General features: G+C 53.8%; 16 protein-coding genes. 7 read left to right on the forward strand and 9 right to left on the reverse strand.

Translation table 11 applies throughout. The features are described 5' to 3' along the window. Positions 1–30 precede the first annotated feature (30 nt). Together ACFE8Q_RS02935 and ACFE8Q_RS02940 are read right to left on the reverse strand one after the other, a co-directional pair. Entirely contained in the window at positions 31–171 is a 141-nt protein-coding gene (locus tag ACFE8Q_RS02935; protein ID WP_375443857.1) for a Kazal-type serine protease inhibitor domain-containing protein, read from the reverse strand. 186 nt (positions 172–357) lie between these two features. Continuing rightward, positions 358–1182: a lysophospholipid acyltransferase family protein gene (locus ACFE8Q_RS02940; protein WP_375443858.1), complete on the reverse strand. Its 825-nt coding sequence runs from the start codon at positions 1180–1182 to the stop codon at positions 358–360. Positions 1183–1428: 246 nt separating this feature from the next. Between ACFE8Q_RS02940 and ACFE8Q_RS02945 the strand changes: the two genes are divergently transcribed. The 4 genes from ACFE8Q_RS02945 to atpC all read left to right on the forward strand — a co-directional run bounded on the left by ACFE8Q_RS02945 (position 1429) and on the right by atpC (position 5736). Then, positions 1429–2127 carry a porin family protein gene (locus ACFE8Q_RS02945; protein WP_375443859.1) on the forward strand — a complete coding sequence of 233 codons (699 nt, stop codon included), beginning with the start codon at positions 1429–1431 and terminating at the stop codon, positions 2125–2127. Between the two features lie 327 nt (positions 2128–2454). Beyond that, complete coding sequence (locus tag ACFE8Q_RS02950) at positions 2455–3489, forward strand: fatty acid desaturase (RefSeq protein WP_375443860.1); 1035 nt, start codon at positions 2455–2457, stop codon at positions 3487–3489. Between the two features lie 364 nt (positions 3490–3853). Then, positions 3854–5377, forward strand: a complete 1524-nt coding sequence (atpD, locus tag ACFE8Q_RS02955) for a F0F1 ATP synthase subunit beta (protein WP_375443861.1) — start codon at positions 3854–3856, stop codon at positions 5375–5377. A 110-nt stretch (positions 5378–5487) separates the two neighbouring features. Continuing rightward, a complete protein-coding gene (atpC, locus tag ACFE8Q_RS02960; protein WP_085411989.1) occupies positions 5488–5736 on the forward strand; it encodes an ATP synthase F1 subunit epsilon in 249 nt (82 codons plus the stop codon). Positions 5737–5851: 115 nt separating this feature from the next. On the opposite strand, the gene ACFE8Q_RS02965 is transcribed toward atpC, so the two are convergent. The 7 genes from ACFE8Q_RS02965 to ACFE8Q_RS02995 form a co-directional block, all read right to left on the reverse strand. Then, positions 5852–7249, reverse strand: a complete 1398-nt coding sequence (locus ACFE8Q_RS02965) for an APC family permease (RefSeq protein ID WP_375443862.1) — start codon at positions 7247–7249, stop codon at positions 5852–5854. 258 nt (positions 7250–7507) lie between these two features. Further along, the gene (locus tag ACFE8Q_RS02970; RefSeq protein ID WP_375443863.1) at positions 7508–9649 is read right to left on the reverse strand and encodes an alpha-galactosidase; all 2142 of its coding nucleotides are present in this window, start codon (positions 9647–9649) and stop codon (positions 7508–7510) included. A 102-nt stretch (positions 9650–9751) separates the two neighbouring features. After that, the gene (locus ACFE8Q_RS02975) at positions 9752–10990 is read right to left on the reverse strand and encodes an AGE family epimerase/isomerase (RefSeq protein WP_375443864.1); all 1239 of its coding nucleotides are present in this window, start codon (positions 10988–10990) and stop codon (positions 9752–9754) included. A gap of 146 nt (positions 10991–11136) precedes the next feature. Beyond that, a complete protein-coding gene (locus ACFE8Q_RS02980; RefSeq protein ID WP_375443865.1) occupies positions 11137–12054 on the reverse strand; it encodes a sugar phosphate isomerase/epimerase family protein in 918 nt (305 codons plus the stop codon). A gap of 20 nt (positions 12055–12074) precedes the next feature. After that, positions 12075–13781, reverse strand: coding sequence for a GMC oxidoreductase (locus ACFE8Q_RS02985; protein WP_375443866.1), 1707 nt, complete (start codon positions 13779–13781; stop codon positions 12075–12077). 99 nt (positions 13782–13880) lie between these two features. After that, positions 13881–14741, reverse strand: a complete 861-nt coding sequence (locus ACFE8Q_RS02990) for a creatininase family protein (protein ID WP_375443867.1) — start codon at positions 14739–14741, stop codon at positions 13881–13883. Continuing rightward, entirely contained in the window at positions 14731–15777 is a 1047-nt protein-coding gene (locus ACFE8Q_RS02995; protein WP_375443868.1) for an aldo/keto reductase, read from the reverse strand. Before ACFE8Q_RS02995 ends, ACFE8Q_RS02990 begins: the two co-directional genes overlap by 11 nt. Before the next feature lie 167 nt (positions 15778–15944). Between ACFE8Q_RS02995 and ACFE8Q_RS03000 the strand changes: the two genes are divergently transcribed. From ACFE8Q_RS03000 to ACFE8Q_RS03010, 3 genes are all read left to right on the forward strand, one after another. After that, positions 15945–16736, forward strand: a complete 792-nt coding sequence (locus tag ACFE8Q_RS03000) for an SDR family oxidoreductase (RefSeq protein ID WP_375443869.1) — start codon at positions 15945–15947, stop codon at positions 16734–16736. A gap of 53 nt (positions 16737–16789) precedes the next feature. Next, complete coding sequence (locus ACFE8Q_RS03005; RefSeq protein WP_375443870.1) at positions 16790–17557, forward strand: hypothetical protein; 768 nt, start codon at positions 16790–16792, stop codon at positions 17555–17557. A gap of 175 nt (positions 17558–17732) precedes the next feature. Continuing rightward, entirely contained in the window at positions 17733–18005 is a 273-nt protein-coding gene (locus tag ACFE8Q_RS03010) for a UBP-type zinc finger domain-containing protein (protein WP_375443871.1), read from the forward strand. Positions 18006–18034 lie beyond the last annotated feature (29 nt).

The raw sequence follows: 18034 nt of genomic DNA on the forward strand, positions 1-18034 counted from the left end.
TGTCGTAGCGCCGAAACTGTAGCTTTGGCGCTACTTCCCCGCGCAGGCCCCTTTCGTGTACGCCACGCCAGCGCAGGCCGCTTCGCAGGCATTGCCGTAGGTCCGTCCGTCGCAACCGCATACGGGATCGTATTGCTGTGTGCAGACGCAACTGGTATTGGCTTTTGGCATACAGTCACCTGCGGGTTCTACTGCGTTTCGGGAGCACCCCATCAGGCAGGCTAGACTCAGAGATGTCAGGAGCGTTTTCATAACTTGTTTTGTGAAAAATAACGTACCTGCAAGACCTCGATCAGGCTGAAAGGGTTGCAAAAGCCAAACCTGTAAGGTCTTTTTGAGACCTTACAGGTTTGAAAATCACCCTTCTTTTCCCTGTACCCAATCCATCCGTTCGGGGATATCCTGCTCGATGGCCTTCCTGACTTTCTCGACAATCTCCTCTACGCTTTCGCCAGGGCCGATAATCAATGGGGCTTTGAAGCGGATGGATAGTTGTGTGTTCCGCTTTTTGAAGCGTAACCCTTTCTTGTCAAACGCCCGCCGGAACCCGTTGATGACCACCGGGATGACGATAGGATCGTTGGCCATGATTAAATGAGCCGTTCCTTTTCGGATGGGGGCGAAAGGCTTGGTTGTTCCCTGCGGGAAGCTCACGACCCATCCGTGTTTCAACGCTACCTGAATCTTATCGACTGCCGACGAGTCGACACTGCGCTGCACTTCGCGGCCATCGGCCCGCCACGAACGTTCGATGGTGAGGGCACCGCCAAGGGCAAAAATCTTAGCCAGAATGCCTTTCTGCATGGTTTCGCTGGCCGCTACGTAATACTGCCGGGCGCGGGGAGCCAGCAAATACATGGGGGGTAGAATGGTGTCTTTAAAGCCCCATTTCACAGCGCAGAACACATGAAAGAAGGCAATAACATCGGCGAAATAGGTCTGATGATTCGATAGAAACAGGACGTTATTGATCGGCAAATTCTCAAGATGCTCTGTCCCTTCGATCTTAATACGGTTAACCGTCGTGTAGCGAAAATAAGTAAACCAGCCCACCGCTGCTATGATTATCCGCCTGAACAGCAGCCAGTTGCCAAACGGATCGCACTCGAACAGACCAATGAAATCAAGCCGATCAAGGGGTTTAGGCAGGTAGCTAAAGCGAGTGGGTTTAATGTAACGCATAACAACGGAGGTAAAACGCTGATTCTGGGAGTAGTATCAATGTTTTCGGGGAAAAGTACAATATAAAATCAAAAGGACGCGCAAAGGAAATGGAATTGGCTTCCTGAAAAAATTTTCCAACCGGCATTAATCCTTCAGGTACGTCTCGCTATCCAAGCTACAAATAACCACAAAACGCGCTTCTACTTTCCGATTTACCTTTTCACAACCCATCGGGACGCACATAGTTCAAACGCCTTATTGATCATGAAAACTCAGCTCGTAAACGCTCTTCTCGGCTCTGCCTTCACTGTAGCCTCTCTTTTTGTTAGCTCGTCATCCTTTGCCCAGGTGCAGGTTGGGTTTCGGGGCGGTGCAAACTGGAGCACAGTCTCAGAGCCATCCCTGCTGAAAAATCTGCCTGTTCAGCCCGAGCTGTCGCCTGGTCCAGCCGGCGCTATCTTCCTCGATATTCCGCTGAGTAACCGGGTGTCGTTCCGGCCCGAGGTTGGGTACGTTCAAAAGGGATTTGTGCTCCGCGAAGGAACCAGCCTCGATCTCGGCATCATCGATATTCCCATTGGCGCCCGGGTAGCCTACCAAACGCAGTCGATCCAAACGGGTTTGCTCATTAAAGCGAACCTGACCGATGGCCCCGTTCAGCCTTACGTTTTTGGTGGGCCAGCGGTTGGCTATAGCTTCGACGGCCGTATTCGCACTCGGGCTACAGCGCTGTTTACGACACAAAACATGGACGTTGACCTTGATTTCGGTAACACACTCAATCCCTGGGATATCAGCGCCGTTGGTGGTCTGGGCCTGTCGGCCGAGATGGGAGCTGGCAAGTTTTTTGTTGAAGCTCGGTACGACTACGGCCTGACCCGCCAACTGCAAGTGCCCCTTGTTAACCTGCCTGTGCGGAACCGTAGCGTGGGCGTGTCAGTAGGCTATGCCTTTACACTGTAAAATCCCCGGCGTGCTCAGCACGTCGTCACACTCTTCTATATTTTGTTGATTACGAATCAATCGATAGACGTACCTGCTGCTGGCGGGTACGTCTTTTTTTGGGACCTGCGTTGTTTTGCGCTGGCGCAAAAACAATGCAGCAAAAGCAAGCATAAGCCATGTAGATGAGTCGTCTTTTTTATTAACTGCATCTTAAAATGATGGGCATCATGTATACAAATGATAAATAGGCGTTGAGTGGCACTCAATTCTGTTTATTTTTGTCAGTCCGTAACAGAACAAAACAGCATAGTCGGCTTTACCGACCTTGAATTCAGCAAACAGAACATGGCAACACTCATTAACGATTTTACGTATTCAACCAAGTCGGAGCCGCACCGGATGCGTACGCGGCAGATCATGAAAGCCCACCCGGAGGTGAAAAAACTGATTGGGCAAAAAAATCCTACTACGTTTTGGGTGGCGCTTGGCTGCGTAGCCATGATCATTACAATGGCCTGGTTCCTGCGTGATCAACCCTGGTGGATGGTTGTTGCGGCGGCCTGGTTCATTGGTGCGTTTCCGGCGCATACGCTGTTTATCTGTATTCACGAAGCGGCCCACAACCTGATTTTTCGTAAACCCGCCGCCAACGTCTGGACGGGTATTTTTGCCAACCTGCCAACGGTATTTCCAACGGCTATTTCGTTCAAGAACTTCCACATCAAGCACCACGCTTTCCAGGGTGTTCACGAACTTGATGCCGATCTGCCCGACTGGTACGAAGCGAAACTGATCAACAACTACGCTATCGGCAAAGCCATCTGGCTGTTGCTGTTCCCGATCTTTCAGGGTATTCGCACCCTCCGCTGCATCGAACTGGCCGTGATTGACAAGTGGGTAGTGGCCAATGTAGTGGTTCAACTCGTGTTCGACGTACTGATCGTCGTCTTTTTCGGCTGGAAAGCGCTGGCTTTCATGGTGATGTGTCTGTTCTTCTCGGTTGGTCTGCACCCACTGGGCGCCCGCTGGATTCAGGAGCACTACCTGACCCTCGATCCCGAGCAGGAAACGTACAGCTATTATGGCCAGTTGAACAGCGTGAACCTGAACGTAGGGTTCCACAACGAGCACCACGATTTCCCGTCGGTACCCTGGAATAAGCTGCCGCAATTGAAAAAAACAGCGCCTGAGTACTACGAATCATTGAAGTATCATACTTCATATGTGAAACTGCTGTTCATGTTCCTCTTCAGCCAGGAAGTGTCGCTCTACTCGCGGATCGTTCGCAAAGAGCGCGGCCGTGTCACCCTCGACGACCAGTCGAAACCGGACGTTGAACTGGTTCAGGCGCAAGCCCAGCCACAACCAGTCACGGTATAACGTACCTGACTTTCTGGAAAAACGCCCGCTTCTGGTTCAGAGGCGGGCGTTTTTTGTTGCTCAGCCTGCAACGGCGTAGACCCCCAACCCCCTGAAGGGGGCTACTGCGCTGCAACATCACCTAGCGGAGCTTTAGCCCCCTTCAGGGGGTTGGGGGTAAAAGGCGATGAGTGTCAACCTTGTTTTTGTCCAAAAACCATAAATCACGGATTTCGGCGTGAAAAGGCCTAAAAACCTTTTGCACAATAAGTTTAGGGCCGCGACTGCTTCACCGACCTATCGAATGAACTTTGTGATTACGCGGTTTTATTCCTACTTTTGCGGGCTGAAATAGGTTCTTACTTTTCATATTTATCATATACCAATGATTACGGAAACGGCAGTCAATACGGGTAAGATCACACAGGTGATTGGCCCGGTTGTAGACGTGAGTTTCGAGGCAGAAGGCTCTCGGATTCCGGCTATTCTCGATGCCCTTAAGGTAACGCGGCCCGATGGCCAGGTCGTTATCATGGAGTGCCAGCAGCACCTTGGCGAAGATCGCGTTCGCGCCATTGCGATGGATTCGACCGAAGGTTTGCAGCGCGGCATGGACGTGGTTGACCTGGGTAGCCCCATCACAATGCCTATCGGCGAAGCCATCAAAGGCCGTCTGTTCAACGTCGTAGGCGAGCCTATCGACGGGTTGGGCGCACTGCCAAACGAGCGTCGGTCATCGATTCACCGGGCTGCTCCCCGGTTTGAAGACCTGGCAACGTCGACCGAAGTACTGTACACGGGTATCAAAGTAATTGACCTGCTGGCTCCTTACGTAAAAGGTGGTAAAATCGGTCTTTTCGGTGGTGCCGGTGTTGGTAAAACCGTATTGATCCAGGAACTGATCAACAACATCGCCAAAGCCTACGAAGGTCTGTCGGTGTTTGCTGGTGTAGGTGAGCGTACCCGCGAAGGAAATGACCTGATGCGCGAAATGATCGAAGCTGGTATTATCAAATACGGCGACGCGTTCAAACACAGCATGGAAGAAGGCGGTTGGGATCTGACCAAAGTTGATTACGAAGAGCTGAAGAAATCGCAGGCTACGTTCGTGTTCGGTCAGATGAACGAACCCCCCGGAGCCCGTGCCCGTGTGGCTCTGTCTGGTCTGACGATCGCCGAATATTACCGTGACGGTGATGGCGAAGGTGAAGGCCGCGACATCCTGTTCTTTATCGACAACATCTTCCGCTTCACCCAAGCCGGTTCAGAAGTATCCGCTCTGTTGGGCCGGATGCCATCGGCCGTAGGTTACCAGCCCACGCTGGCTACCGAAATGGGCGCCATGCAGGAACGTATCACGTCGACCAAGCGTGGTTCAATCACATCCGTACAGGCCGTATACGTACCTGCCGATGACTTGACTGACCCCGCCCCTGCAACGACGTTTGCTCACCTTGACGCCACGACGGTATTGAGCCGGAAAGTAGCCGAACTGGGTATCTATCCTGCCGTTGACCCGCTCGACTCTACGTCGCGGATTCTGTCTGCCGAGGTACTGGGCGAGAAGCACTACGGTACGGCGCAACGCGTAAAAGAAATTCTGCAGCGCTACAAAGAATTGCAGGATATCATCGCCATCCTTGGCCTGGAAGAGCTATCGGAAGAAGATAAGCTGGTGGTAAGCCGGGCCCGTCGGGTTCAGCGCTTCCTGTCGCAGCCGTTCTTCGTAGCCGAGCAGTTCACCGGTCTGAAAGGGGTATTGGTGCCTATCGAAGAAACCATCAAAGGCTTCAACGAGATCATCGACGGCAAATATGACCACCTGCCCGAATCAGCGTTCAACCTGGTTGGTAACATCGAAGCCGCCGTTGAAAAAGGCGAGCGTCTGATCAAAGAAGCAGGACAATAAGGTAGTTTACAGTTTTCTGTTTGCCGTTTTCTGTTGCGCTGCCTAAACCAAGTAGTTGAGGTAGCGAAGCAACAGTAAACGGCAAACGGTAAACAGAAAACTTTAAAAAAATGCAACTCGATATCATAACCCCAGACCGGAAGGTATTTTCAGGTGAGGCTTCGTCGGTGACGTTTCCGGGATCGGAAGGTCAGTTTCAGGTGCTGAACGATCACGCGCCGTTAGTGAGCACACTGGCTCGTGGGCCGGTTACCATTGCCACATCGGGCGGGGTGAAAACCTTTACCGTTGATGGCGGCGTGGTAGAAGTATTGCGCAACCGCGTGCTGGTCCTTGCCGAAGCTGTTCTGGCCGCATAAGACCAACGTACCTATATACAAAGCAGACTCAGCAATGGGTCTGCTTTTTTTGTGGGTTTCGGTGAAACTTGCTTCGCGAGTCAGGTTGCTTGCGCATGGCTTCGCGAAGCAAGATTCACCGAAACGGCCACCACTTTCTCGCCCGGGCGATGAGCAGGTAGGCAACCGTACCCAGTGCGGTAACAGTCATGCCGGAGAGCATATACTTGGGTCCGGTTGAATAAAAAATATACCCCCACACGGCGATGACCAGCAAGACCGGTAGCGGATACAGCGGCATCCGGAACGGAAAATTGACGGCTAGCTTACCATCGGCGGTTCGTTTTCGGTGTAAAAGAAGTAAGCCCACCGCCTGACCAATGAATTGGATAACGACCCGCATAGCCAGAATAGCCGTGATAACGTTGGCCAGTTTGAACAGCAGGCTGAAGACGAAGGCTAGTCCACCCAGAAAAAGAAGCGAGATGTAGGGGAATTCGCGGGTGGGGTGCAGTTTCGCGAATAGACTGAAAAACTGCCCGTCTGCTGCCGCTGCGTAGGGAACGCGCGAATAGCCCAGCAGTACGGCGAAGAGCGACGAAAAGGCCACAACCAGCACCAGCAACGTGGCAAATTTGGCCGCTCCGCTGCCATATAGCGCCTCGACCATCGTACTGACAATAAAGGGACTGTTGGCGGCCTTCTCAAAGGGCAATACACTGGCAACGCTCAGGTTCAGCGCTCCGTACAGGACGGCAATGCCAATCACAGAAAGGAACATACTCAGCGGAATATTTCGCTCCGGCTTCTGAATCTCGCCGCCCAGATGGCATATGTTATAGTAGCCCAGGTAACAGTAAATTGTCTTTACCGATGCTACGCCTATAGACGCCGCCAGCACGGTAGGCGAAACGCTTTCGGCTGACGTCCAGGCGTCGCTGAGCAACGTACCTACCGACCGCGTTCCGTAATATAAGCCGCCGAAGATCAACCAGCCCATCGTACCCAGTACGCATAACCACAGCAATACGCTGATACGACCAATGCCATCAATGCGGCGATAAAGCAGGGCAATGACCAGCAGCACGACTGTACCGGAAACGATCCGGCGCGTGACTTCGTCGAGTGGGTAGAGATAGGAGGCGTATTGCGCAAAACCGATGGCTCCCGAGGCAACCACCAGTGGTGCCTGAATGAGCGTTTGCCAGACATAGAGAAAGGAGAACAGCTTCCCCCATTTCTGATCGCCATACGAGATTTTCAGGAACTGATAACTACCGCCAGCCTGCGGAAAAGCCGCGCCTAACTCCGACCAGACCAGCGCGTCGATGATCGAGATCAGCGCGCCCAACGCCCAGGCCAGCAGGAAATGTGGCCCGCCAATGGATTTCATCACGAGCGGTAACACCACAAATGGCCCAATCCCGACCATGTCGATCATGTTCAGGGCTGTTCCCTGCACCAGGCTAAGCCGACGGGGTAATCCGGCGGGGGGCGTTGACTCAGGTACGTTGGAAGAAGTAGACGTGTTCAAATCAAGCAGTTTCTCACTGAAGGTTATATCCGTCTGTTGAATCCGCACCGGGAACGTAAAGTTCCAGTGTGGCTGGTCCGGCTAGTAAGGCAATAGAGCATACGTTTTATTGCTTCGCGCTGTAGGCTTTGTGCTGTAGGCCCTTCGACCGGCTCAGGGTGACAATCTCGCTCAAGATCGTCATGAACATCTGGATGTGTCGTGTCACCCTGAGCCTGTCGAAGGGCCTACAGCGCGAAGCCACGCCAACCCATTCTTCTATCGCCCCGCCTCCGTCACCTCCAGCACAACGCTGGTGCGCCGATCGCTGACGGCCGGGTTCAGGCCCACCGTCATTAGAAAATCGCCTGAATAACTGATGGTGCTGTCGATGGGCGATTTTACGCCGGGCATCAGGTTTATTTCCTGAACGGTATAGCGTTTATCGGGTTGCAGGCCACGTAGCCGGATAGTCGGTAGGTCGCTGCCCGCTTTGAAGCGATTGCTTATTAGGTAAGAGAACAGAACCGCTTTGTCCTGCTTTTCACTCACGTATAACATAGAAGCCACGTCGTTGCCATACGGCGGCTGAAGCCGGTACAGATCGCCGTGGTAAATGGCGGGCTTCAGGCGGTCGTAGTTTTTGAGTGCCTGCTGACTGAAGGTCAATTCATCGGGCTTCATATGGCTCACCACCAGATCATACCCCATTTTGCCCATCATGGCCACATCGGTGCGGAACTTGATAGGTACGTTGCTCCAGTTGGTGATGTGGTTGCAGGTAGCAATGGCCGGGAAGAACATCGAATAATTATACTGGATAAAAATCCGCTCGCTGGGGCTGGTATTATCGCTGGGCCAGAATTCGGTGAAGTACTTCAGCGCACCATAATCGACCCGCGCACCGCCGCCCGAACACAGCATCATTGGTACAGTTGGGTATTTAGTCCGCAGCCGATCCAGAACTTTGTACAGGCCCCGCACGTAATCGACGTACAGGTGGCTTGTGGGGTTAACCGATGAATAAGCATTGTAGATCACCGCGTTACAATCCCACTTTATATACGCCAATTTTGGATTTTTGGTGAACAGATCGTCAACAACGCCGTAAACGAACTCCTGAACAGCCGGATTCGACAAGTCTAAAACCTGCTGATTTCGGAAAACCGCATTCTCGCGGTTCGGTAATTTGATCACCCAATCGGGGTGTTTTGTGTAAAGATCACTCTTCGGGTTCACCATCTCCGGCTCAATCCAGATGCCGAACTTGACACCCGCTGCTTCAGCTTCTTTCACCAGGTAACCGATTCCGTGGGGAAGTTTGGCCTTGTTTTCCTGCCAATCGCCGAGACCCGCTTTATCGTTGTTGCGCGGAAAGTTGTTGCCAAACCAGCCGTCATCGAGCAGAAACAAATCGACGCCAAGTTTTTTGCCATCTTTAAATAGATCAACCAGTTTGGGTTCATCGAAGTCGAACTGAGTGGCTTCCCAGTTGTTGAGCAGCGTGAGCCGATCGCCATTGCCTTGCGGAATACGGTGATTGCGGGCCCAGCGGTGCAGGCTACGACTGGCGCCACCGGTTCCTTGGGTAGAAAACGTGTATACCAGCGCGGGCGTGGTAAAGTCGCGGCCCGGTTCGAGGGTGTATTCCGATGCGTAGGGGTTGATTCCTGCCAGCACCCGGACGTTGTGATATGGGTCAAGCTCAAACGCGAACTGGAAATTGCCCGACCACGCTAACGTACCTGCGAGCACCTCGCCCTGTTCTTCCTGCGCGGGCTGATTCAGCGAAAGCATGAACATAGGCGACTGGAGCATCTGCGCACGGGTGCCCAGCTTGCTGTCAAGCACTTTCATACCTGCCGTGAGCTGCGTCTCTTCGGGACGTACCTCACTGGCCCAGTTGCCGTGGTAGTGCGTCAGGTAATACTGATTTGCCGACAGGTACAGGTTAGCCGAGGCGTATTTCTGCAAGCGAACGGCTTTCTTCTCCATATGCCGGATCGTCGACCAGCTTTCGAGCACATCTTCATTCTGGTAGGCCCGAAAATTCAGCGTCACCTCGAACGGGTACTGCGGATCTTTTAGCAACACCGTTGTCAACGTCTGTCCTTGTCCGGCCGGTTTCGTTTCGTGGCGAACATATACCAGATCGAGCGAGGGGTTTCCATCGGCGTGGGTGGCCTGAATAGCTGGTTCGAGCAAATTTCGTGACCCGGCGGGGGTGTAGGCGGCATTATAAAACTCTGAATAGCCTTCGTTTATGTGCGTTATGCCCCGCAACCGGCTGTATTCGCTCGCCTGTTGCAGTTTCTTTCCGTGATGGATGATAACCAGATGGCCGTCATTGTCGACGCGCAACACAAGGGCTGTCCGGTTTGTTTCGATGGGAATTTCGATGACAGCAGCAACTGCTGTCATGGCAGTTATTGATACTGAAAAGAGCAGACTTAGGGTAAGTAAGGAACGCATATGTAGCTGATAAGAAAGACTAAAATTAGGTTGTATTCGCATTTTATTAGCTCATCGGTCGATCAGTTTCCCGATTCGCTCCATGGTTTCCATGCAGGCCCGGCCGTTATGATACGGACACTTCCAGGCGCTGATCTTCGTGTTACCCAGCACCTTACCCGTCTGGTCGACACCGCTGAACCATTCGCCATCTTTGGTGTCGAGCAGGTGCGTTTTGGTAAAATCCCAGCTAGCGGCCGACTTGTCGAGAAACAACTTGTCTTTGGTAAGTTGGTAGGCGTTCATGAAACCAACCATCGCCTCGGCCATCACCCACCACGACCGTTCGCGGTTCCAACGGCCGCCGTCGTGGCTTTGCATGGGCTTGCTTTCATCAGGCCCTTCATACTCGTAGTTCATGCCACCATCCGGGTCAAGGCCCGACAGTGCCGCCCGCGCCATCAGTACAGATTCCTGGCGGACCTTTGCCAGCAGATCGCTTTCGTGCAGCACTTTGGCGGCTTCGAGCAACAGCCACGAGGCTTCAATGTCATGTCCGTAGCTGATACCCGTCCGGCGCGGCTCCCAGTTGGTGCCCTGAAACAGGACCATCCGGTGCGTTTTTGGGTCGATGATGTGATCGAGGAAAATATGAATCAGGCCACGTACCTGCGTTTTTAAACCACTATCCGGCCAGACGCGGAGCAGGCCAACGAACGCTTCCAGAATATGCAGGTGCGTGTTCATCGTCTTGCTCTCGCCATTATCTTTTCGGGCAATGGCATATGATTTTGCCTCGGTCCAGTCGCGGGCAAACGCTTCGATGAAGCCACCTTTTGCCGGATCGTAAGCGTGCTCGACCATGTTTCGGTAAATGGCCTGCGCGAATTCCAGCGCCGGTTTGTGCTTCGTGGCGTGGTAATATTCGCTCAGGCCATACACGGCAAATGCCTGGCCGTATAGCTGTTTGCTATCATCAATAGATTGCCCTTTGGCATCGACCATCCAGTATACACCACCATATTGCGGGTCGCGAAAGTAGGTGGCCAAATAATCGAAGGCGCGTTTTGCCACGGGCAGGTATTCATCGGTATGTTGTGTGTGCCTGGCGGCGGCCGAAAATGTCCAGAGAATACGGCTGTTCAGCACCACGCCTTTGGCATCGCCGGGTCTGGGTACGTTGTCAGAGCCCACTGTTCCGTAGAAACCGCCATTAGTTGGGTCAGGCGCATACCGTTGCCAGTAGGCCAGAATATCTTTCAGTTCCTGGCTGAGTTCACGTTGCCAGAGGCGCAGGTCGGGAATGGTCATAAGAAATGGCATTAAGTCGTCGTTTGCCTTCGGCCTCATTAGGTGGTCATTTATGGTCATTAAAAGTCAGTTGTAGCAAGACAATAAATGACTATTTAATGACGCCGCAGGCGAATGACGACCTAATGACGCGTGGTATACTATCATCAGAAGTAGGTTTTCATTACGGCGGGGTACTGTGGAATAACCTGTTCCGGGTCTGCGATTTCGGGATGCCACATCTTTTCCCACTCAAAGCTGTAGTAGCCTCTGTAATTACCTGCCTTCAACGCGTCGATGGCTGTGCGAAGTGGTGCTTCGCCCTGACCAACCTGCACATACTGATGCTTACTGGCCACAAGCCGAAGGTCTTTAACGTGTACGTGCCGGATAAACGGTTTCAACTGTTGATACACCATCGCCGGGGCCTCCTGCGCATCGACCCACATGTTGACAATATCCCAGATCAGGCCCACGTTTGGGTGTTTTGCCGCCTGCATGATCGGGAGCAGTAACTCACTCCGCGTCAGTTCGCCATGCGATTCGAGGAGTACCGTCACTCCGCTGGTTTGGGCATACGTACCCAGTTCCAGCAAACCGTCGCTGATGAGGTGTAGCGTTTCGTTCCGATTCTGGTCGGGAGGGAGCTGGTCGGGAAACACGCGGACGAACGGGCAATCAAGTTCATGCGCGAGGTCGATAAACCGGCGGGCATCGTCCAGGTTTTTGCGGCGTTTTGCGGCGTCGGCATGGTGCAGTTGAGCCGACGAACCGAGATTGCAGATGCAGATATCTCGGTCGGAAAACTGGGTACGTGTCTCCTGGATATGCGCCGCAGTGTCGAAGGCGGGGCTTTTGGGTAGATCCAGTTCGCCCATCAAACCACGAAACTCAACGGCCTGATACCCCGATTTGGCCGCCATGTTGATGATCGTTGCCAAATCCCATTTCGGACAACCGAGTGTAGAAAAGGAAAAGCGTGGTTTTCTGGCTATAAAGGCCAAAGCAGACGTACCTGACAACGCCGTTGCCAGCCCGCCAAGAATCGTTGTTTTGAGTGCCTCTCGGCGGGTTGGTTTGTTCATGGGTGGCTAGGCTGGCATAATCACAATTCGCCTCGTTTCATCTGCTTTACAGCATAATCGGCGGCGCGGGCGGTGAGGGCCATGTAAGTCAGCGACGGATTTTGGGTCGAGGTTGACGCCATGCAGGCCCCGTCGGTGACGAATACGTTTTTGCAGGCGTGCAACTGATTCCACTTGTTGAGCAGCGACGTTTTCGGGTCGCGGCCCATCCTGACGCCGCCCATCTCGTGGTTTTCGCTGCCGGGTAGCCGGCCGGTGTCGTGCGTTTTGATGTTTTTGAAACCGGCCCCGTCATACATCTCGGAGAGTTGTTCCCAGAAGTCGTGAAGCATTTTTTCGTCGTTCTCATCATACGCCACCGAGACCCGCAACAGCGGAACGCCCCACCGATCGGTCAACGTCGGGTCGAGCCGGACGGTGCTGACTTCTTTCGGAATCGTTTCGCCCATCATGCCCGACGAAACCTGCCAGGGGCCGGGCGTGTAGCTGGTCATGCGTTCTTTCAGCTCGGCACCAAATCCATGCCGGTCTGGTGCCGATGGCCGTGAGGCTGATAAGGTGGAGGCGTAGCCCCGCAAGAACCGGGACGCCGGACCGCTCGTTTCCTGCTTATATACGTTCCGAAAGCGCGGAATGTAGCTGCTGTTTGGGCGGCGGCCCCAGGTGGTCGAGTCCGGGAAGCCGTCGTATTCGGCCGTAACACGCCCCCGGTAACTGTGGAAAGCCATGAACTTACCCATCAGCCCGTTGTCGTTGCCTAAACCTACCGGGAAACGATTGGAGGTTGAATTGAGCAGAATCTTGTTGGTATTCAGCGACGAAGCGTTCAGAAACAGAATTTTGGCGAAATACTCGGTCATCTGGCCCGTATGCGCATCAACTACCCGCACGCCGGTAGCCTTCTTTTTCGCGTCGTCGTAAATAATCGAATGAACCACCGAATCGGGCCGGAGGGTAAGCTTACCGGTTTTCATAGCCCACGGAATCGTCGACGAGTTGCTGCTAAAATAGCCGCCAAACGGGCAACCGCGTTCGCAGAGTGTTCGGTGCTGGCATTGCGCCCGGCCCTGTTTCGTATGAATTGGGTTCGGCTTCGTCAGGTGCGCTACCCGGCCGATGATGACGGGGCGATCGGGGAATTTCTGGCGCATCTGCTTCGTGAAATACGTTTCCACGCAACTCATCTGGTGGGGCGGCAGAAACTCGCCGTCGGGTAGGGTAGCCAGCCCGTCACGATTGCCTGAAATACCGGCAAATTTTTCGACATAACTATACCACGGAGCCAGATCGGCGTAGCGAATGGGCCAGTCGACGGCGAACCCATCGCGGGCGGGGCCACTAAAATCAAAATCGCTCCACCGCTGGGTTTGCCGCCCCCAAAGCAGCGAACGACCGCCCACCTGATTACCCTGAATCCAGTCGTAGGGCTTGTCCTGAATGTAGGGGTTCTCGCTGTCTTTGGCGTAAAAGTGTGCGCTGCCCTCGTAGAAGGCATAGTTCCGGCTGGCTACCGAATAGGCCTGTTTCATGTCAAGGCTTGCTGGTCCCCGATGGGTAAAATCCCAGGGGTTCATCATGGCGGTGGGGTAATCCGTGACGTGTTCTACGCTCCGTCCCCTTTCCAGAAGTAAGGTGCGTAACCCGTTGCCAGTAAGTTCTTTGGCAGCCCAGCCGCCGCTTATGCCCGACCCAACCACAATGGCGTCGAACTGATTAAGAGTTGCCATGCTTTTTGTTGGTTTGGCAGCGTGTTTAGTCTGGTAAGGCAATCCGTTGACTATTCTAACCCCGTAACGCGGACTTCAGTCGGGGACGCCCAGTCCGCGTTACACCTGTTCAAACGGCTTCCACATCGATTCGGCTGACGCTGGTGTCTGACCAACATTCAATCGGCGGGTTCGCCAGTTTGGCGCGTCCAGTTTAAGCGTTTCCCAAACCGATTCAATGGTTTCGTAGGAAAGAAACGGACGGGAAACAGCCGATGCCGCGGCCGAACACGCGTTGACTACCTGATGCAACTTAGCCAAACTAGCTTCCATAATCGCCTCGCCCTGAGTAGCCGACGCCGCCAGCGCATCCTTGCCCTGCGCAAATCGACCCAGCGAATCCGCGTCGTTTATCCGGTCGTGTTTGCTTAAATCGACCATTGTCGGCGCAATGTGTAGCAGTTGGGAGATTTCGTAAGCCCCGGCATGATCGCCCGTGAACTGACCGCGAACCAGTTCGGGATCAGCAAAAACACGTACCTGCATGTCGCTGACCTGCGCAAAATGCCGGGCTGCCAGCTCGAAATCCTGTTCGTTTCCCCCTGCATGTCCCGTCAGGACGATGGCCGTTTTGAAATTGGCGTTGTGAAATGCGCGCAACTGATACAGGAAAAAATACAGCATCACATGTGGCGGCATGGCGGTCATGAACGGGCGCACGTTGCCCACTACTTCGGCCAGCCAGGGCGCGTGATAGCCCGATTCGTGAATCTGATAGCCCTGCGTGGGGGCCACGATACCGCCAAATCGTCGGGCGGCTTCCTCGCATAGGTAATCGGCCTTAATGGTATCGAGCCCCAGTACGGCAATGTGGCCGTGTGGTTCGCACATACCCATCGGCAGGTACACCACCGACTGGCTGGCCTGCCGTTCCAGGAATTCGTCGGGGAAGAGTTCGGCCCAGCGTATTTTATTGGTCATCTGCGGAAGAAACGGCTTCGGTGGCTGAATTTGCTTTGTCTAGGTCGTTGGTTTCCATCCAGTATTTAGATGTATAGAAGTTACGTACCCAGCGGTGGTGCGTGCGGAGTTCGTAGGCGATTTCCGGGCTAAGTGGTTGTTCATCAATGGCAGCGAGGTTGTCCATCAGGTACTTCTCCACATGCATCGACGCAATGGCCGTGGTCACGCCGGGATGCGACAGCACGAACTTGACAGCCAGCCGGGCCAGTGAGCCCGCGTGTTCGGGGACGAACGCCCGCAGCCGGTTGACGCGCTCGATGTACATGGAACGCGGCACTTCCTCGAAAAAGGTCTTTCGGAAGTCGTGATCTTCGAATGGCGTGGTTTCGGTCAGAAAGCCAGTCAGGCCGCCTTCGTCCAGGATGCATCGGGCAATGACGGCCACTCCATTTTCCTGGCAGATGGGCACCAGTGAATCGAAGGCGAGCGGATCGAAAATATTCAGAATAACCTGTACCGAATCAATGCCGCCGCTCATCACGAGCGGAATACCCACATCAGCGCGGTGGTCGGGCAGCGATACACCGATGGCCGCTACTTTACCCTCATCTTTCAGCGCCTGCAACTCATCGAGCCAGTAACCCGAAACGCCCCAGTTTGGCCAGTATAGGTGTAATTGCAGGCAATCGAGGCAGTCGACGCCCAGTAGCCGGAGCGATTCTTCGGCGTTTTGCCGGATAAGGTGACGGGGAAAGGTTTCATCGACAGATGGCGGAATGGCCCAGCGCGTATTGTGTTGTCCGTGCGACTGGATTTTGGTGGCGATAAACGGCTTTCTGCCCGACCATTGCTTTAGTGCCTTGCCTACTATTACCTCCGACTGACCGTAATGTCGGGCTGTATCGATGAAGTTGCCGCCCTGTTCCAGGTACGTTAGCACCGAGCGAATGCCTTCCTGTTCGTCGAAGGTGCCGAATGCGCCGCCGAGTCCCATTGCTCCGTATCCTAACCGGGCTACCTGTCGGCCCGTTTTGCCAAATTCTGTGTAGTACATGGTGCCCCGCGTGTTTTATATCGCCTCTGTTAAACGAACTCACTACGGCTTTTTCCCTACTCATTGGCTGGTATAATTATGGCACCTCCACCTCTCAGAAAGCAGACCCGTACCTAAAACTTCTCAACCATTTACCGGCTCCGCGACTTATTCAGGTAAAAAAAGCTATGAACGAACAGGAACTAGCGGGAAAAGTAGCCCTGATCACAGGGGCCGGATCGGGCATCGGTAAAGCGGCGGCTGTGTTGATGGCGAAAGCCGGAGCTAAAATTGTAGCCATCAGCCGCACACAGGACGAAGTAGACGAGACCATTCGCGAGGTAGAAAATGCCGGTAGCGAAGGCCTTGCCCTGACCGCTGATATTTCTAAAGCCGACGATATGAAGCGGGTTTACGATGAACTGGACAAACGCTTCGGCCGCCTCGACATCGTTTTTGCCAATGCCGGTATCAACGGTGTATGGGCACCCATCGACGAACTGACGCCGGAAGAATGGCAGAAAACCATCGACATCAACCTAACAGGTACGTACATGACGGTGCATTTTGGGGTCCCGCTGTTGAAACGGCAGGGAGGTGCTATCATCATCACCGCCTCGGTCAACGGTACGCGCATATTCACCAACACAGGCTCAACGGCCTATTCGAGCACCAAAGCGGCGCAGGTGGCTTTCACTCAATTGATTGCGCTGGAACTGGCGAAACACAAAATCCGTGTCAATGTGGTTTGTCCCGGTGCTATCGATACGGAGATCAACGACAATACCGAACACCGGGATATTGAGACGATCAAAGAACCAGTGGAATTCCCGGAAGGCGAAATTCCACTCACCGACGGTAAGCCGGGTACGTCTGAGCAGGTAGCCGATCTGGTACTGTTTCTGGCCTCTGATCGCGCCAGCCATATAACTGGTACGCCCGTCTGGATCGATGGCGGCGAATCGCTACTGATTGGCTAAACATACTAGTTAGCCCATAGGTTAATAGTTTAGACTTTTCAATACTCAACGACATGAAAAAGCAATGGATAGCTAGCCTGGCTCTGGTTTTTTGCCTAACCACAGCGGGCTTTGCGCAACAACAGACTCAGACAAAAACAAACGGAAATACAACCCCGTCAACGCAGCGAAATACGTCCTCGCGGGAGGGGCTTGAGCGAAAAGGTGGGAAGGATGTAGGGACCCGGGGCAGTGAAAAAATGAAGGATGGCGTGTCGCGGTCGGGCAACTCAAATCTATCGCCTACGTCACCAACCAACGTTCCGCCGCCGGGGGGCGATAAGCCGGGTTCGTCTGGTGCTGCCAAAGGCAATAGCACGGCTGCTGCCAATACGGTATCGCCGGAAACCATCACGCCGGCCGCGCCAACGAAGCCAAAGGGAACGGGCACACGCAATGGCAACACTGAGTCGAAAGGGATTAAGCCCGTTCAAACGCAGGGAAGTACCTCAGAAGGAACAGCCAGTGCACCATCGCCGGGCGGTGCGCCGGGTACAGGCACCAAAACGGTGCGGTCTGTACAACCGAAAAGTCGGGCTGCCGCGATGGATGCCAACGCCAGCCAGAATCAGGCATCGGCGGCCGGACAGGCTAGCAGCGGTAACAAAACAGGTAGTAATGGTCAGCCTTCGCCGGGTTCCAGAAACACGTCGGTAACGGAGCGCGGCCAGAAAGAGGGTTCGTATAGCGACGCCGCTAAGCGCAATAAAACAGCCGAAGGCCCCAGCAAAGATCCGCTGAAAACCGGCCCCAATGGGCAGCAGACAAAGCCGAAGCAGTGATTTGGAGACTGGTTGACTGGTTATTGGTTGATTAGGTTATTGGGGAACTGATTGATTTGGTAACTGATAAATTGGAGTAACTTAGTCATGTCTTGAGAATTATGCTCTAGTCAAATCCTCTACTTATCAATCAGTTTCCCAATCAACCAGTCAACCAATAACCAGTTCCCCAATAATGGTACGACCCAAACCGTGTGAAGAACTTACTGCCCTGACGGAGTTGAAGGTTGCGCAGGCGTATGTCTGTGAAGAATGTATAAAAACCGGCGATTCGTGGGTTCACCTGCGTACCTGCCAGACCTGCGGGCAAACGCACTGCTGCGATTCGTCGCCAAACAAGCACGCTACGAAGCACTTCCTGGCTACCCAACACCCCGTTGTCTCATCAGCCGAACCGGGCGAGCAGTGGGTTTGGTGCTTCATTCACGAAGAAATAGCGGGATATTGAGAAAAGAGTTCAGGGTTTAACGGCCAAAG

Source organism: uncultured Fibrella sp., from assembly GCF_964250085.1.
GTDB lineage: Bacteria > Bacteroidota > Bacteroidia > Cytophagales > Spirosomataceae > Fibrella.

What these genes read in the sequence shown, in the direction of transcription:
- ACFE8Q_RS03005 (WP_375443870.1), top strand. Translation starts at nt 16,790, where the DNA reads ATGAAAAAGCAATGGATAGCTAGCCTGGCTCTGGTTTTTTGCCTAACC.
- ACFE8Q_RS03010 (WP_375443871.1), top strand. Translation starts at nt 17,733, where the DNA reads ATGGTACGACCCAAACCGTGTGAAGAACTTACTGCCCTGACGGAGTTG.
- atpC (WP_085411989.1), top strand. Translation starts at nt 5,488, where the DNA reads ATGCAACTCGATATCATAACCCCAGACCGGAAGGTATTTTCAGGTGAG.
- ACFE8Q_RS02990 (WP_375443867.1), bottom strand. Translation starts at nt 14,741, where the DNA reads ATGACCAATAAAATACGCTGGGCCGAACTCTTCCCCGACGAATTCCTG.
- atpD (WP_375443861.1), top strand. Translation starts at nt 3,854, where the DNA reads ATGATTACGGAAACGGCAGTCAATACGGGTAAGATCACACAGGTGATT.
- ACFE8Q_RS02950 (WP_375443860.1), top strand. Translation starts at nt 2,455, where the DNA reads ATGGCAACACTCATTAACGATTTTACGTATTCAACCAAGTCGGAGCCG.
- ACFE8Q_RS02970 (WP_375443863.1), bottom strand. Translation starts at nt 9,649, where the DNA reads ATGACAGCAGTTGCTGCTGTCATCGAAATTCCCATCGAAACAAACCGG.
- ACFE8Q_RS02945 (WP_375443859.1), top strand. Translation starts at nt 1,429, where the DNA reads ATGAAAACTCAGCTCGTAAACGCTCTTCTCGGCTCTGCCTTCACTGTA.
- ACFE8Q_RS02985 (WP_375443866.1), bottom strand. Translation starts at nt 13,781, where the DNA reads ATGGCAACTCTTAATCAGTTCGACGCCATTGTGGTTGGGTCGGGCATA.
- ACFE8Q_RS02980 (WP_375443865.1), bottom strand. Translation starts at nt 12,054, where the DNA reads ATGAACAAACCAACCCGCCGAGAGGCACTCAAAACAACGATTCTTGGC.
- ACFE8Q_RS02975 (WP_375443864.1), bottom strand. Translation starts at nt 10,990, where the DNA reads ATGACCATTCCCGACCTGCGCCTCTGGCAACGTGAACTCAGCCAGGAA.
- ACFE8Q_RS02940 (WP_375443858.1), bottom strand. Translation starts at nt 1,182, where the DNA reads ATGCGTTACATTAAACCCACTCGCTTTAGCTACCTGCCTAAACCCCTT.
- ACFE8Q_RS02935 (WP_375443857.1), bottom strand. Translation starts at nt 171, where the DNA reads ATGCCAAAAGCCAATACCAGTTGCGTCTGCACACAGCAATACGATCCC.
- ACFE8Q_RS03000 (WP_375443869.1), top strand. Translation starts at nt 15,945, where the DNA reads ATGAACGAACAGGAACTAGCGGGAAAAGTAGCCCTGATCACAGGGGCC.
- ACFE8Q_RS02995 (WP_375443868.1), bottom strand. Translation starts at nt 15,777, where the DNA reads ATGTACTACACAGAATTTGGCAAAACGGGCCGACAGGTAGCCCGGTTA.